We start from the raw sequence: 15,192 nt of genomic DNA, 5'->3' as shown, positions 1-15,192 counted from the left end.
CCTGACCGGTGGGGAGGTTTCCGACTATCTCGGCGTCGAGCCTCTTCTGGCTCTGCCGGTCGCAAAGCCCAGAAAAATGTTGGCGGACAAGGGTTTCGATGGCGACGACGTCCGTTCCAGCCTGTTGATGCGAGCCATTCTGCCGGTCATCCCGCCACGCGCAAATCGCCGCGATCCGCCATCGTGCGACTTCAAAGCCTACAAGGATCGCAACCGTATCGAGCGCATGTTCAATCGCATCAAACAGTTTCGACGCATCGCCACGCGCTACGACAAGACGAGACTTTCATACGAGAGTTTCCTCAACCTCGCCGCCGCGATGATCTGGATAACGGCTTTTGTCAACGCAACCTAGCCCGGCATGGTTAAGGAAAGGAAAACGCGGCCTTAACAAGTCTTTACGAAGTGTTGACGGACACCCCGAAACACCTTGGGCCGGTAACAATCTCGCGATGCTTAACGGGCTGGTTACCATAGCGGACCATGCTTTCGGCATGGAGAAAGCCCGGCCCCTGCACCCGTTCGATGCCGCGACTGCCCGCGAGGCGGAGGGCGGCGCGCGGCCGGCCGGCGTGCGGTCGACGCTGCGTCGCGCCGTGCTGCTGATTGCGCTGGCCGTTGCCGCATCGGCGGCCACCCATGCCTTCCTCGCCGCCTTGCCGGCGGACACCGAGGTGCGCGCCCGCCTCGTCGTCGAGCGGCGGGGCACGGCGGGCGTTGCCGACGCCGCTTTCCTCGACGCGCAGGCAAAGCTGATTTCCTCCCGCGACAGCCTGCGCCGGGCGGCGGCCGAGCTTGATGCCACCGGCACCGAGGCGCTGGCGCGGCCCTCGCTTTGGGGGCGCGCGCTGACCGTTGCCGGCATCGGCGGCGGCAAGCTGGTGTCGCCGGAGGAGCGGCTGACCGACGCGCTTTCGGCGCGCTTCTCGGCGGCGCCGTCGGGGCGTGGCCGGGCGATCGATCTCAGCTTCTCGGCCGGCGACGGCGATTTCGCCGTTCGTTTCGTCGACCGGGTGGCCGCCGACTATCTGGCGCTGCAAGGCACGGATGGCGGCGCCACGGCGCGACTGGTGTCCGGCGCGGTACCGGTGGACGTGCCGGCCAGGCTGTCGCCGGCGGCCGGTGCCGGACTTGCCGCCCTGTCGGTGCTGCTGCTCGGTGGCGTTGGTGCCGCCTTCGGCCGCTGGCGCCGCCGCGCGGAGGCCGGCGAGCCGCTCGATGAGGCGCCGCTCACCGTCATTGATCTTTCGCCGCGCGATCCGGTTGCCGAGAGCGATCCCGCCGAGAGGACCGGCTGCGTCTGTCCGCCGGACGACGTCGTCGCCCCGCTGGCCAGCCTGCCCGGCATCGACCTCTGCGGCCGCCGGCGGGTGGCGGTGGCCAGCTTCGGCGAGGGCGGCGACAACCGCCGCCTCGTCGACGAGATGGCCCGCGAGGGTGGCTTCAACGGCGCGCGCATCGTCGTCGTCGATGCCAGCCGCCGCACCGGCGACCGGCCGGGCCTTGCCGAGCTTCTGGCCGGGGAAGCGGATTTCGCCGACGTCATCCAGCGCAACGCCGCCTCGCGGGCGCACGAGATCGGCGCCGGCCGCCGGTCGCTCGCCGCGCTGGCCGACGACACCGAAGCGGCGGCGCTGCTGGTCGAGACGCTGGAGCAGACCTACGACCTGGTGCTGATCGACCTCGGCACGCTGCGCGCCGATCCGGCCTTCACGCTGTTCGCCCGTCTCTCCGGCCAGCTCATGCTGACCGGCGACGCCGATCGCGGCGCCGTCGACACGCTGCTGGCGGCGCTCGGCCGTCGCGGCGTCACCGACATCGTGCGGGTGCCGGCTCCGGCCGGCGACATCGCCGCTTAATATCTATCGATTGATGCCAGGATCCGGCCGCGCCATCCAGGCGATCAGCAGGGCGGCCGGCGGCACCCAGAGCAGCCCGGCCACCACATAGTAGACGAGCTGCCACCAGAAATTGACGCCCGGCAGCACCGCTACGGCGACCACCATGGCGATGAGGGCGTAGATCGGCACCGTGATCACCAGGATGACGGTGCCGAGGAGTTTTCTGAGACTTGAGGACATGCCGCCTCCGCCGTTCGAATAGACGCATCGTGCAGAAAACCGGTTGCCAGCTTTCTGCACGATGCTCCGATCAGTCGATGCGGGCGAGCGCCTGCTCGAGGTCGGCGATGATGTCGGCGGCGTCCTCGATGCCGATGGAGAGGCGCACCACGTCGGGGCCGGCGCCAGCCGCCACCTTCTGCGCGTCGGTGAGCTGCTTGTGGGTGGTGGAGGCCGGGTGGATGACCAGCGAGCGGGTGTCGCCGACGTTGGCGAGATGGGAGAACAACTGCACGCTTTTCACCAGCGTCACGCCGGCATCGTAGCCGCCCTTCAGGCCGAAGGTGAACACGGCGCCGGCGCCCTTCGGCGCGTATTTCTGCTGCAGGCCGTGGTAGCGGTCGCCCGGCAGGCCGGCATAGGACACCCAGGCCACCTTGGGATGCTCGGCGAGATATTCGGCCACCGCCTTGGCGTTGTCGACGTGGCGCTGCATCCTGAGCGGCAGCGTCTCGATACCGGTGAGGATCTGGAAGGCGTTGAAGGGCGAGATGCAGGGGCCGAGATCGCGCAGGCCGAGGGCGCGGCAGGCGACGGCGAAGGCGAAGTTGCCGAAGTTCTGATGGAAGACGAGGCCGTTGTACTCCGGCCGCGGCTCGCACAGCATCGGATAGCGGTTCTCGCGCGACCAGTCGAAGTTGCCGGCGTCGACGATGATGCCGCCGAGCGAGTTGCCATGGCCGGCCAGGAACTTGGTCAGCGAATGGACGACGATGTCGGCGCCGTGCTCGATCGGCCGGCAGAGATAGGGCGTCGCCAGCGTGTTGTCGACGATCAGCGGCACGCCGGCCCGCTTGGCCACATGGGCGACGGCGGCGATGTCGGTGACGATGCCGCCGGGGTTGGCGATCGATTCGACGAAGATCGCCTTGGTGCGCGGCGTCACCGCCCGCTCGAAGGAGGCGGGATCGGCCGGATCAGCCCAGACGACGTTCCAGCCGAAGTTCTTGAAGGCGTTGTTGAACTGGTTGATCGAGCCGCCGTAGAGCTTCTTCGAGGCGATGAACTCGTCGCCGGGCTGGAGCAGCGTGTGGAAGACAATCAACTGCGCCGCGTGGCCGGACGATACGGCGAGCGCCGCGACGCCGCCTTCCAGCGCGGCGACGCGCTCCTCCAGCACCGCCTGCGTCGGATTGGTGAGGCGGCCGTAGATGTTGCCGAAGGCTTCGAGGCCGAACAGCTTGGCCGCCTGATCAACGTCCTCGAAGACGTAGGAGGCGGTCTGGTAGATCGGGGTGATGCGGGCGCCGGTGGTCGGGTCGGGGGCGGCGCCGGCATGGATGGCGAGCGTCGAGAATCCGGGGGTCCGTTCGGTCATGTTCCTCTCCCTCAGCGCATCGGACCGGACAGTGGAGCCACGTTCCGGCGACTTCCGATACGCAAACAATGGGCTGAAGCGATGGCCCGGCGATGTCCGGGCACCCACCGCTCCGGCGCCGGTGCCGATTTTGGCCGACACCCTAATCCTTGGACCGGCGCCGAGACAAGGGCGCTGCGCGGCGGCTTCAGCGCAGCCTTTCGCTGAAGCGGCGGCCGGCCAGCGCCGCGCCGGCGAGCAGCGCCGCGAGAAGCGCGATGAGCAGCGCGGGATGCGGCCGGCCGACCACGGCGGCAAGCAGCATCTGCGGCGGCACCCGATCGTCAAGGCGCGCTGCGCCGCTGTCGATGGCCGCCGGATCGCCCAGCCAGAAGCGTTCGAGAAAGTAGATACGGGCGTCGCCGAGCGGCCGGCCGCCCAGTTCCAGGCCGAGAAGATGCCGGCGGCCGTCCGGCCCGTTGCCGAAGGCGCAGCGCAACTGGCCGGCGCGGCTGCCGGCGGCGTCGGTCACCCGATAGCCGATGGCGAACACCGCCGGACGAACGCTGTCGCGCACCAGGCTGTCGACGACGATGTCGCCGTTCTCTTCGAGGGCGGGCAGGGTGTCCCGGCAGGCGCGGACGTCGCGATAGCCTTCCGCGACCGACCAGGCGCCGGACGCGACGGCCGCGGCGACCACTGCCGCCGCGGCAATGCTGGCGAAGCCGGCCCGCCGCACGTCAGCCCTTCAGCTTGCGGGCGACGTCGCGGGCGAAATAGGTGAGGATGCCGTCGGCGCCGGCCCGCTTGAAGGCGATCAGGCTCTCCATCATCGCCCGCTCGCCGTCCAGCCAGCCGTTGCGCGTCGCCGCCATGATCATCGCGTATTCGCCGCTGACCTGATAGGCGAAGGTCGGCACCTGGAACTCGTCCTTGAGGCGCCTGACGATATCGAGATAGGGCATGCCGGGCTTGACCATGATCATGTCGGCGCCCTCGGCGAGGTCGAGTTCGGCCTCCTGGATCGCCTCGTCGGAGTTGGCCGGATCCATCTGGTAGGTGCGCTTGTCGCCCTTCAGCGTCTTGGCGGTGCCGATGGCGTCGCGGAACGGGCCATAGAAGGCCGAGGCGTACTTGGCCGAATAGGCCATGATCTGCACGTGCTCGAAGCCGGCCTCGTCGAGCGCGGCGCGGATGGCGCCGACGCGTCCGTCCATCATGTCGGAGGGGCCGATGATGTCGGCGCCGGCCCGCGCCTGATTGAGCGCCTGCTGGCAGAGCACGGCCACCGTCTCGTCGTTGAGGATGACGTCGCCTTCGAGAAGGCCGTCGTGGCCGTGGCTGGTGTAGGGGTCGAGCGCCACGTCGGTCATCAGGCCGATGTCGGGCACGGCGGTCTTGATGGCCCGGAGCGCCTTGCAGACGAGATTGTCGGGCGACAGCGCCTCGCTGCCGGAGGGGTCGCGGCGGGCCGGATCGGTATAGGGGAAGAGGGCGATGGCCGGGATGCCGAGGGCGGCCGCCTCGGCGGCGTCGCGCACCGCCTCGTCGACGCTGAGGCGCTCGACGCCGGGCATCGAGGCGATCGGCGTGCGCAGGCCGACGCCGTCGATGATGAAGATCGGCCAGATCAGGTCGTCGACCGTCAGGCGATTCTCGCGCACCAGGCGGCGCGACCAGTCGGTCTGGCGCAGGCGGCGCATGCGGCGGCCATTCAGGATGTCGCGCATGTCGGGCGCGCCTTTGGGGAAGGAAGGATTGACGGTCATGATCGGGGGTCCTGAAGCGGATGGCGGTGCCGCTTTAGCACGGCCGGGCGGCCGGCTCTATACGCGAGCAATGATTTGATCGATACTCCGCGGCCGAAAAAAGGCGCAACCCGATGGCGGTGGAAAGGAACAGGGCATGGGCGGAAGCGGCGATGCCGAGCGGCCCGGCGATGTCGAGGCCGGCTTCTGGAAGCGATTCGATGCCCGCCTGACGCTGGTGATCTACGTCCGCTTTCTGTCGGCGGTGTTCCTGTTCGCCGGCCTGATGCGCTGGGCGACCATTCTCGGCCTCGGCTCGGTCGGCGACAATTTTCTGAAGCTGCCGGCGCCGGTGATCGTGGCGACGCTGTTCTTCGCCGTCGCCGATCTGGTCGCGGCGGTCGGTCTGTGGCTGCTCGCCTCCTGGGGTACGGTGGTGTGGATGATCAGCGCGCTGACCGAGACGGCGCTCTACGGCGCCTACAATCCGCAGTTCGGCAGCAACTATCCGCTGATGGCCTTTCACATCGGCACCGTAGCCGTCTATGCGCTGCTCTCGGCCTACTACGAGCGGACGCGCGATCGTCTGTGAGAGTCAACGAAGAGTTATTCTATAAAATTTGCCAATTCGTCTCAACTGCGCCAAAGCGCCAGAGTCCGCCCCGTGAAAATTAGGTCGAATTTTGCGGATTCTTGCGGATACGCCTGGATGGGCTCATCTTTTCATGGCGTAAAGCGTCGATTTACCAAGGCGAAGACTCGGGTGGGTTCCAAATCGCGTTAAACCAATATTCAGCTTGCCCCTTAAGCCGATTTTCAAAGCTCTCGGCTACTGTCGGGATCAAGGCGGACAAAGAGCCGCACCCGATAAAGTACGACAGAGAGGCATTCCACCATGGCCAACGCCAAGCGCGCCTACGATCTCTACGCCACCGAGCCCGAAGAAGAGCAGGGGCTCCAGCCGCTCTATCTCGAGGCCCTGCGCCTCGTCGAGCGCCTGCACCGCCGCCTGCTCGACGTCATCAAGGACGAGTTCGACCGGGCCGGCCGCACCGACGTCAACGCCGTGCAGGCGCTGTTGCTGTTCAACATCGGCGACAGCGAGCTGACGGCCGGTGAGCTCCGGACGCGCGGCTACTATCTCGGCTCCAACGTCTCCTACAATCTCAAGAAGCTCGTGGAGATGGGCTACATCCACCATCAGCGCTCGCGCATGGACCGCCGGTCGGTGCGCGTCAAGCTGACGGACAAGGGCCAGGCGATCGCCGACATCGTCGGCAAGCTCTACAATCGCCACATCATCTCGATCGAGACGGTCGGCGGCATCAACCGCGACGACTTCAAGGTGCTCAACAAGTCGCTGCAGCGGCTGGAACGCTTCTGGACCGACCAGATCCTCTACCGGCTCTAAGCCGACAGCACGTTCTTTCCTGACCTCGACCACCCCGGAAAACGGCTGCCGTTCACAGGACGGCGGCCGTTTTGCCGTCTTTGGTTGCAATTGGTTCTAAAACTTTCCCTATTCCTCTGTCAGAACTGACACTCACCTGTCGAAACGGACAATAGAATTGCAGGAAAAGCGCTTGGGGATCGCCGATATACGGTTTGACCTGGGGTTGATCTCTCGCGTTAACCATTTTTAAACGAATTCCTGTCATATGTTAAGTGTATCGAGCATGTCGGTTGGAATGCTTCCTCCCCTTTCCTCAGACCGGATGCCTCGACCGTCTCAACTCCTCCCGAGACGCGCAACTTGGCCCCGGGCGCCCTTCTGCGCTCGGGGTTTTTCCTTGTTTGCATCTCTGCCATGCCGTTTGGTCGGGTCTGGCCTGCACGACGGGCGACCGTCATAGTCCTCGATTTTGCCACGAATTGCCGATAAACGGCGAGCCATCGGCGACACCATGCGAGTCCGTCGCGAGTGCGCCGCGTCCGTGCGGGAATCAGCCGGAAAGGCTCCGTTAACCAAGGCCGTCGTTCTCTGGTCCAAGGTTTCCGGCGCCCGAGCCTGGCCAGGTTTCCCGGCGTCCGAACGGTTCGATCTGGAGTGCGGTTGTGAAGGGATCACTTTTGTCCATGGCGGCGAGCCGCCGCGGGGTGCTCAAGGCTGGCATCGCCGGAATGACGGCGCTGGCGGCTTCCGCCTCGAAGGCCCAGACGCTGCTCGCCCAGACGGAATGGACCGAGGGCTTCGACGTCACCGCGCCCGCCGACCTCTCGGCGCAGTCGAGCCGGCCGTCGATCTCCGGCCAGTCGGGCTTCTACACCGAGCAGGCGATCTCCCAGTATTCCTCCATCGCCATGCAGGGCGGCTGGCCGCAGGTGCAGGCCTCCAACGCGCTCAGGATCGGCATGGACAGTCCGGTCGTGCCGGTGCTGCGGCAGCGGCTGATGATCACCGGCGACCTCGACCAGAGCGCCGGCGTTTCGACGGCCTATGACAGCTTCGTCGACGGCGCGGTCCGCCGCTTCCAGACCCGCCACGGCATCATCGCCAACGGCGTGGTCGACACCGCGACGCTGCGCCAGCTCAACGTACCGGTCGAGACGCGCATCCAGCAGCTGCAGCTCAACCTCGTCCGCCTGCAGACGCTGCCCAATCCGCTCGGCGGCAGCAGCGACCGCTACGTGATGGTCAACGTGCCCGGCGCCGAGATCGAGACCGTCGACGGCGACACCGTGCATTCGCGCCATCGCAGCGTGGTTGGCAAGATCGACCGGCAGACGCCGCTGCTCAATACCAAGATCACCATCATCCGCTTCTTCCCCTACTGGACGGTGCCCAAGAGCATCATCCTCAAAGACCTGATCCCGCAGATGCAGAAGGATCCGGCTTATCTCGATCGGCAGAAGATCCACGTGTTCGATCCGCGCTCGGGCACCGAGGTGTCCTGGCAGTCGATCGACTGGAAGACCGATCAGGCGGTCAACTACATGTTCCGCCAGGAGCCGGGCGACCTCAACTCGATGGGCACGGTGAAGATCGACTTCCCGTCGCCGGAAGGCGTCTACATGCACGACACGCCCAGCAAGGGCCTGTTCGGCGGCAACGACCGCTTCCACTCCTCGGGTTGCGTGCGCGTGCAGAACGTCCGCGAATACGTCTACTGGATCCTGAAGAACACGCCCGACTGGCCGAAGGAGCGCATCACCGAGGCGCTGACGTCCGGCGAGCGCATCGACGCTCCGGTGGCCGATCCGGTGCCGCTCTACTTCCAGTACATCACCGCCTGGGCGACGCCGAACAACACCGTCGAGTTCCGCGACGACATCTACCAGCGCGACGGCCTGGGCGTGCCGATGTCGCCCGAGGCGCAGAGCCAGGCACAGGCCGGCTGAATTTCTCCACGCTTCATGCCGGCTTGAGCCCGCCCGGTCAGTCCGGGCGGGCTTTTTATCGGGCGGTCATGTCGCGGATGTGTCGTTCACGACGTGCGTCGGCGGGCGAACTGCGGCTCTTCTGAATTGGCGCTGGTCAACTGCTGGGCCACCATCGGGTAGGCCGTGCGCAGCGGCTCATTGAGTTGCCTCTCCTGCCAGCGCCGGATGGCGGCTTCGGCATCGAAGGGTTCCTCGCCGGCGACCGTGCCGGGCGGAAGGCCATAGCGGTTGCTGCCCGGCGTGCCCCTCGTGAAGCCGAGTTCGATCAGCGCCCAGACCGGGCCGACCAGCGGGATGATGACGACCAGATAGCGCACCAGCGATCTGTCGAGGTCGTGGTAGCGCTTTGCAATCACCGCGAAATATATGACGGTGAGCAGGATGAAGCCCAGCGTCGCCACGAACACCAGCGTCCCCAGGGTGATCACGTCCAAGGCTTGATGTGCGCTGGCGTGCCCCACGAAGCTCATCAGCAGACCGAGAAAGCTGGAGATCAGGACGGTGAGCAGCAGGATGCCCGACCAGAAGGAAAGCCGGCCAATGCGGCCGTCGAAACTGAAGAAAAGCGACATCGGGTGCATCACCCGCGCTCCTTGTGTCCAGTGCGCCAATCTTGTTTGGATTGTAGCCTGAATAGCCTTGTGGTTGCGTTTAACCCGTTATCTATCGCGGCTGGATTGTGTTTATAGTTGAAGGCGGGTTGATCACCATGCGGGTTCCCGCACTCCTTCCGGCAGGATGTTCCAACCGGACGCCGACGGCAGTCCGACGGACCCGCGACACGCCTTCAAAAGGCGTGGGGCGGCTGAAAATCCTGCCGCTTCATGCTAGTCTGGGTCCGTCCGGGCTGGCTTTTGTGAGGCGGTGTTCATGGCAGGGGAGCGAGAGGTCTATTTCGAGTTCGTGATCCTCGGCAACGCCGTGCGCGTCTCGGCCATCTGCTCGGTGACCGGCGTCGAAGTGCAGGTGATCGGCCCGGCCGGCGCCGCCCGCCACGATCTCGAACGGCTGGCGCTCCGCAAGCTCGAACGGCGGCTCGCCGAGAGCGACGCGCCGCCGCTGCCGCCCACCGGCCGGGGAGGCTTCACGGTTTGAGCATCCGTCCGGCGCTGGCCGAAACGCTGCTGTTCCTGGATCGCCTTGCCGGTCGGGCCGGCGTTACGCCGGTGCTGTTCGGCACGGCGCTTCTCGAACTCCTGGGCATCGGCGACTTTCGCGCCGCCGACCTCGACGTCATCGTCGATGCGGAAGACGCCAGGGCGCTGGCGGCGGCGGCCGGCATCGAGCCGGACGGGGAGGGCGGCAACGACAGGTTCCGCTCGCAGGCACATCTCCATCTCCGGGGCGCGCCGCTGGTCATCGACGTGATGGCGGCCATGAGCATTGCCACGGCGGACGGCTGGGTGCTCTACGAGCCGCGACGGACGGGGGAGATCGAGGCGGCGGGCCGGCGGTTCCACGCCGTGTCGCTCGACGACCTCGGCCGATTCTATCGTCTGGCCGGCCGCGACAAGGACCGGGCGAAGATCGCGGCGCTCGAAGCCGCCGGCGGCGGGAATGCCGCATATTCGATTTAAGCGGCTCCGCCGGCTGCCGGAAAGCCGGCCCTCAGGTTGATGGCGACCCCTGCCCATGGTAAGCGACGCCCGTCACGGGCGCGCGTGGCGCCGGGGCATCTTGCCCCGGAGTGTCCGGCCCAAGAACGTCCCCTGACGGAACGGAAACCCAAATGTCCAACACGACCAGCGCAGAGCTTGCCAACTTTTTCCATCGCTCCCTCGTCGAGGCCGATCCCGAGATCGCCTCCGCCGTGGCGAAGGAGCTGGGTCGTCAGCAGCATGAAATCGAACTGATCGCTTCGGAGAACATCGTCTCCAAGGCGGTTCTCGAAGCGCAGGGTTCCGTTCTGACCAACAAGTATGCCGAGGGTTACCCAGGTAAACGCTATTACGGCGGTTGCCAGTTCGTCGACATCGCCGAGAACCTCGCCATCGAGCGCGCCAACAAGCTGTTCGGCTCGAAGTTCGCCAACGTGCAGCCGAATTCCGGTTCGCAGGCCAATCAGGCGGTGTTCCTGGCGCTCGCCAAGCCGGGCGACACGGTGCTCGGCCTCGACCTCGCCTCGGGCGGCCACCTGACGCACGGCGCCAAGCCCAACCTCTCCGGCAAGTGGTTCAACGCGGTCACCTACGGTGTCCGCGCCCAGGACCACCGCATCGACATGGACCAGCTCGCCGCGCTCACCCGCGAGCACAAGCCGAAGATCATCATCGCCGGCGGCTCGGCCTACAGCCGCGTCTGGGATTTTGCGACTTTCCGCGCCATCGCCGACGAGGTGGGCGCCTACCTGATGGTCGACATGGCGCATTTCGCCGGCCTGGTGGCGGCGGGCGAGCATCCCTCGCCGTTCCCGCACGCCCATGTCGTCACCACCACCACCCACAAGACGCTGCGCGGGCCGCGCGGCGGCATGGTGCTGACCAACGACGAGGACATCGCCAAGAAGATCAACTCGGCGGTGTTCCCCGGCTTGCAGGGCGGCCCGCTGATGCACGTCATCGCCGGCAAGGCGGTGGCGCTGCTGGAGGCGCTTCAGCCGTCCTACAAGACCTACATCAAGGCGGTGGTCGAGAATGCCCGCGTGCTTTCGGACGAACTGAAGCGCGGCGGCGTCGACATCGTCTCCGGCGGCACCGACAACCACCTGCTCTTGGTCGACCTCAGGCCGAAGGGCCTGACCGGCAAGCTGGTCGAGGCGGCGCTCGGCCGCGCCGACATCACCTGCAACAAGAACGGCGTGCCGTTCGATCCGGAGAAGCCGACGATCACCTCCGGCATCCGTCTCGGCTCGCCGGCCGCCACCTCGCGCGGCTTCGGCGCCGGCGAGTTCAAGGAGATCGCCAACCTGATCCTGCAGGTGCTGGACGGCCTGAAGGTCAACGGCGAGGACGGCAACGATGGCGTCGAGGCGGCGGTGAAGGTCCGCGTCAAGGCGCTGACCGACGCTTTCCCGATCTACAACTGATCGCCGGACTCCGGATGAATTGCCGCCGCGTGGGGGAAACCCCGCGCGGCGGCTTTGCATGGAAGGGCCTCAGCGATCGGCCTCTGTCCGGGCGTCGAAGGCGGCCCGCGCCGCGACGAAGTCCGGCAGGCGCCCCGCCGCCCACAGCCAGAGAGGCTGAAACCGCCGGATGAGCGCATGGCCAAGCTCGGTGGCCGCGTAGTCCACCCGGATCGGCGATCTCACGACCACCGTGCGCGTCACGAAGCCGTCGCGTTCGAGCTGGCGCAGCGTGGCGGTGAGCGACTTCTGGCTGATGCCCTCGACGCGCTCCAGCAGCCGGGAAAAGCGCAAGGGGCCGTCCGCGGTCAGCTCGGTCAGCGCCCACAGGCTCCATTTGTCGACGACGCGGGCGAGAATGTCGCGGATGAGCCGCTGCTGGTCCGGCGTCATGTCGTCGCAGATGTCGGCAGGCGCGTCGATCCGATCCGCCATATCGTTGTTACCTCAGGGTACCTGATTGCGATTGGAAACAGAGTGCGCCATACCGTCTCCATGAGCAAGACATGGACGACCAAAGACATTCCGGCGCAGGCCGGCCGACGGATCATCGTCACCGGCGCCAACAGCGGCATCGGCTGGTGCGCGGCGCTGGAGCTGGCGCGGGCGGGTGGCGAGGTGACCATCGCCGCGCGCAGCCAGGCCAAGGGCGAAGACGCCGCCGCGCGCATCCGCGCGGTGGTGCCGGAGGCCGATCTCAGGACCGGCCTGCTCGATCTCTCCGACCCGGCGTCGGTCCGCGCCTTCGCGGAAGACCAGCTCGCGCGGGCGCAGCCGATCGACACGCTGATCAACAATGCCGGGGTGATGGCGTTGCCGCGCCGCGAGGTCAGCGTCGACGGCCACGAGCTGCAATTTGCCACCAACGTGCTCGGGCCGTTCCGGCTGACCGGGCTGCTGCTGCCGGCCCTCATCGCCGGCAAGGCGCCGCGGGTGGTCACGGTATCGTCGATCGCCCATCGCGTCGGCGGGCCGACGCCGCTCGAAGACCTGGATTCCGAGCGGGACTACCGGCCGGTACGCGCCTATGGGAAGACGAAGCTCGCCAATATCCTGTTCACGCGCGAATTGCAGCGGCGGGCCGGCGACCGGCTGCTGGCCACCACCTGCCATCCCGGCGCCTCGCACACCAACCTCGCCGTCGCCACCACCATCGGCATGAAGCTGATCACCTGGGCGATGGGGCCGATCATGCAGATCGCCGCCTCCGGGGCGGAGCCGACGCTGATGGCGGCGACGGCGCCCGACGCCAAGCCTGGCGGCTACTATGGACCCCGCGGACCGTTCGGGCTGCGCGGCCACCCGGTCGAGACCGAGACGGCGCCCTTCGCCCACGACGTGGCGGCGGGCAGCGCGCTGTTCGAGCAACTGGAGCGCCTCACCGGGGTCCGTTACGGCCTTTGAGCCGACAGGCGGCGATGGTCGCCAGTCCCGCCGCCTTGCTCTATAGTCGCGGCGGGGAGGGCACCTTGAAGAAACGCCACCTGCTGATCGCTTCCGTCGCACTGGTCCTGAGCCTTGCCGCCGCCGGCGCGGTCGCCGTGGTGCAGGTCCGGGCGCTGGTCGATGCGACGCCGCCGGTCGATCTGTTCGCGCCGACGTCGCAGGTGGTGACCGGCCGCAACGGCGACATCCTGCGTGCCTATACGGTCGGCAACGGGCTATGGCGATTGCCGGTCGATCCGGCGCGCGTCGATCCGTCCTACGTCAGGCTGCTGATCGCCACCGAGGACCGGCGGTTCCGCGAGCACGACGGCGTCGACCCGCAAGCGCTGCTCAGGGCCGGCTGGCAGCTTCTCACCCACGGCCGCATCGTCTCCGGCGGCTCGACGCTGACCATGCAGGTGGTGCGTCTGTCGGAACGGCTGCACACGCGCTCTCCGAGCGGCAAGTTCGGCCAGATCGTCAAGGCGCTGGCGCTCGAACGCTTCGCCGGCAAGGACGACATCCTCGCCGCCTATCTCGGCCTCGCGCCGTTCGGCGGCAACCTCGAAGGCGTGCGCTCGGCTTCGCTCGCCTGGTTCGGCAAGGAGCCGGCGCGCCTGACGCCGGCCGAGGCGGCTTTCCTCGTCGCCCTGCCGCAGGCGCCAGAAGCGCGACGGCCCGACCGCGACCCGGTGGCCGCCAAGGCGGCGCGGGACAGGATACTGCTGCGCGCCGCCGAAGCCGGCGTCCTTGCGCGCGCCGACGCCGAGGCGGCGATCGCCGAGCCGGTGCCGACCCGGCGGCGCGACTTTCCGATTCTCGCCGCGCAGGCGGCCGACCGGGCGGTGGCGTCGGCGCCGAAGGCGGGCGACATCCGCCTCTCCATCGACGGCAAGCTGCAAGCCTCGCTGGAAAGCCTTGCCGCCGAGCGGGCGAGCGCCATCGGCCCGAACGTCTCGGTGGCGATCATGGTGGCCGAGGAGGCGAGCGGCGACGTGCTGGCGTCGGTCGGCTCGGCCGGCCTGTTCGACGCGCGACGGTCCGGCTACGTCGACATGACGCGGGCCGTGCGCTCGCCCGGCTCGACGCTGAAGCCGTTCATCTACGGCCTCGCCTTCGAGGCCGGCATCGCCCATCCCGAGACGCTGGTCGAGGACCGGCCGACCGCCTTCGCCGGCTACACCCCCAACAACTTCGACAAGACCTTCCGCGGCACGGTGACGGTGCGGCAGGCGCTGTCGGACAGCCTCAACGTGCCGGCCATCCAGACGCTGGAGCTGGTCGGCCCGGCGCGGCTGATCTCGCGCTTCCGCCGGGCCGGCGTCGAGGCCCGGCTGCCGGACATGGCGCCGGCCAACCTCGCGGTCGGCCTCGGCGGCGTCGGGCTGACGCTCAACGACCTCACCACGCTCTACACGGCGCTCGCCCGCGGCGGCCGGCCGATCGCGCTGCGCGAGCGTGCCGACGCCGTCGGCCCGGCCGAACCGCCCAAGCCGCTGATGGATGAGCGTGCCGCCGCCTATGTCACCGGCATTCTGGCCGGGCCGCTGGCTGCCGTGAGGGGCGACGTGCGCGTCGCCGTCAAGACCGGCACCTCCTACGGCTACCGCGATGCCTGGGCCATGGGCTATGACGGCCGTTACGTGGTCGGCGTCTGGGTGGGGCGGCCGGACGGCGCGCCGTTGCCCGGCCTGATGGGCGTCGACGTCGCCGTGCCGATCCTCGCCGACAGCTTCGTCCGGGCCGGCGGCACGACGCGGCTGCCGCCCGATCCGCCGGGCTTGCTCCGGGCGTCGAACGCGGAACTGCCGCCGCCGCTGCAACGGCTGCGCGGCGCGCGGGCGGCCGTGGCGCAGCGCGACGCCGGGCCGGAGATCGCTTATCCGCCGACCGGCGCCCGCGTCGACCTCGGCTTCCGGGCCGGCGCGCCGCAGCCGCTGGCGCTGAAGGTGCGCAACGGCAAGGGGCCGTTCACCTGGTTCGCCGACGGCGCGCCGGTGGCGCGCGAACCTTGGGCGCGGCAGTTCAGCTATTTCCCGACGGGCGCCGGCTTCGTGACGCTGTCGGTGGTGGACGGCGAGGGCCGGGCCGACCGCGTCACCGTTTTCGTGGAATGACGCGCGGCGGGGCACCGGCGGCGCTTGCCTTTTGGCCGGG

At 67.9% G+C, this 15,192-nt stretch carries 16 protein-coding genes; 10 read left to right on the top strand and 6 right to left on the bottom strand.

Going from position 1 to position 15,192, the window contains the following annotated elements:
• Together H512_RS0108150 and H512_RS0108145 are read left to right on the top strand one after the other, a co-directional pair.
• Nucleotides 1-355 (top strand): transposase (locus H512_RS0108150; RefSeq protein ID WP_156899419.1); only part of this gene is annotated, 355 nt, incomplete at its 5' end.
• Between the two features lie 139 nt (nt 356-494).
• Nucleotides 495-1,859: a P-loop NTPase family protein gene (locus H512_RS0108145; protein WP_026783035.1), complete on the top strand. Its 1,365-nt coding sequence runs from the start codon at nt 495-497 to the stop codon at nt 1,857-1,859.
• Between the two features lie 3 nt (nt 1,860-1,862).
• Here the strand turns inward: H512_RS0108145 and H512_RS0108140 are convergent, their stop codons facing one another.
• The 4 genes from H512_RS0108140 to hemB form a co-directional block, all read right to left on the bottom strand.
• The gene (locus H512_RS0108140) at nt 1,863-2,081 is read right to left on the bottom strand and encodes a DUF2842 domain-containing protein (RefSeq protein WP_026783034.1); all 219 of its coding nucleotides are present in this window, start codon (nt 2,079-2,081) and stop codon (nt 1,863-1,865) included.
• A 70-nt stretch (nt 2,082-2,151) separates the two neighbouring features.
• A complete protein-coding gene (locus H512_RS0108135) occupies nt 2,152-3,438 on the bottom strand; it encodes an O-acetylhomoserine aminocarboxypropyltransferase (protein WP_026783033.1) in 1,287 nt (428 codons plus the stop codon).
• A 187-nt stretch (nt 3,439-3,625) separates the two neighbouring features.
• Complete coding sequence (locus H512_RS0108130) at nt 3,626-4,156, bottom strand: hypothetical protein (RefSeq protein WP_026783032.1); 531 nt, start codon at nt 4,154-4,156, stop codon at nt 3,626-3,628.
• Between the two features lies 1 nt (nt 4,157).
• The gene (gene hemB / locus H512_RS0108125) at nt 4,158-5,186 is read right to left on the bottom strand and encodes a porphobilinogen synthase (protein ID WP_026783031.1); all 1,029 of its coding nucleotides are present in this window, start codon (nt 5,184-5,186) and stop codon (nt 4,158-4,160) included.
• A 136-nt stretch (nt 5,187-5,322) separates the two neighbouring features.
• Here hemB and H512_RS25695 point away from each other — a divergent pair, with 136 nt between their 5' ends.
• The 3 genes from H512_RS25695 to H512_RS0108110 all read left to right on the top strand — a co-directional run bounded on the left by H512_RS25695 (nt 5,323) and on the right by H512_RS0108110 (nt 8,504).
• Nucleotides 5,323-5,757: a DUF6163 family protein gene (locus tag H512_RS25695; RefSeq protein ID WP_053239674.1), complete on the top strand. Its 435-nt coding sequence runs from the start codon at nt 5,323-5,325 to the stop codon at nt 5,755-5,757.
• Between the two features lie 303 nt (nt 5,758-6,060).
• Entirely contained in the window at nt 6,061-6,576 is a 516-nt protein-coding gene (gene ldtR, locus H512_RS0108115; RefSeq protein ID WP_026783030.1) for a transcriptional regulator LdtR, read from the top strand.
• Between the two features lie 665 nt (nt 6,577-7,241).
• On the top strand, nt 7,242-8,504 hold the full coding sequence (locus H512_RS0108110; RefSeq protein WP_036790598.1) for a L,D-transpeptidase family protein: 1,263 nt from the start codon (nt 7,242-7,244) through the stop codon (nt 8,502-8,504).
• Between the two features lie 86 nt (nt 8,505-8,590).
• Here the strand turns inward: H512_RS0108110 and H512_RS23115 are convergent, their stop codons facing one another.
• Nucleotides 8,591-9,127 carry a DUF805 domain-containing protein gene (locus H512_RS23115; RefSeq protein WP_036790595.1) on the bottom strand — a complete coding sequence of 179 codons (537 nt, stop codon included), beginning with the start codon at nt 9,125-9,127 and terminating at the stop codon, nt 8,591-8,593.
• 289 nt (nt 9,128-9,416) lie between these two features.
• On the opposite strand from H512_RS23115, the gene H512_RS0108100 reads away from it, so the two are divergent.
• The 3 genes from H512_RS0108100 to glyA all read left to right on the top strand — a co-directional run bounded on the left by H512_RS0108100 (nt 9,417) and on the right by glyA (nt 11,571).
• Nucleotides 9,417-9,641, top strand: coding sequence for a DUF6898 family protein (locus tag H512_RS0108100; RefSeq protein ID WP_026783028.1), 225 nt, complete (start codon nt 9,417-9,419; stop codon nt 9,639-9,641).
• A complete protein-coding gene (locus H512_RS0108095) occupies nt 9,638-10,123 on the top strand; it encodes a hypothetical protein (protein ID WP_026783027.1) in 486 nt (161 codons plus the stop codon). The genes H512_RS0108100 and H512_RS0108095 overlap by 4 nt, the downstream gene beginning before the upstream one ends.
• A 152-nt stretch (nt 10,124-10,275) precedes the next feature.
• Nucleotides 10,276-11,571, top strand: a complete 1,296-nt coding sequence (glyA, locus tag H512_RS0108090; protein WP_026783026.1) for a serine hydroxymethyltransferase — start codon at nt 10,276-10,278, stop codon at nt 11,569-11,571.
• A 69-nt stretch (nt 11,572-11,640) separates the two neighbouring features.
• Here the strand turns inward: glyA and H512_RS0108085 are convergent, their stop codons facing one another.
• A complete protein-coding gene (locus tag H512_RS0108085; protein ID WP_026783025.1) occupies nt 11,641-12,045 on the bottom strand; it encodes a winged helix-turn-helix transcriptional regulator in 405 nt (134 codons plus the stop codon).
• A gap of 42 nt (nt 12,046-12,087) precedes the next feature.
• Between H512_RS0108085 and H512_RS0108080 the strand changes: the two genes are divergently transcribed.
• Both H512_RS0108080 and pbpC read left to right on the top strand, forming a co-directional pair.
• A complete protein-coding gene (locus H512_RS0108080; RefSeq protein ID WP_245585367.1) occupies nt 12,088-13,014 on the top strand; it encodes an oxidoreductase in 927 nt (308 codons plus the stop codon).
• A gap of 65 nt (nt 13,015-13,079) precedes the next feature.
• Nucleotides 13,080-15,152 carry a penicillin-binding protein 1C gene (gene pbpC, locus H512_RS0108075; protein ID WP_026783023.1) on the top strand — a complete coding sequence of 691 codons (2,073 nt, stop codon included), beginning with the start codon at nt 13,080-13,082 and terminating at the stop codon, nt 15,150-15,152.
• The last annotated feature ends 40 nt before the right edge of the window (nt 15,153-15,192 follow it).

This window comes from Pleomorphomonas koreensis DSM 23070, assembly GCF_000425185.1.
Taxonomy (GTDB): domain Bacteria; phylum Pseudomonadota; class Alphaproteobacteria; order Rhizobiales; family Pleomorphomonadaceae; genus Pleomorphomonas; species Pleomorphomonas koreensis.
The sequence above is the reverse complement of the archived record's forward strand: the minus strand, read 5'-3'. Positions and strand labels throughout refer to the sequence as shown.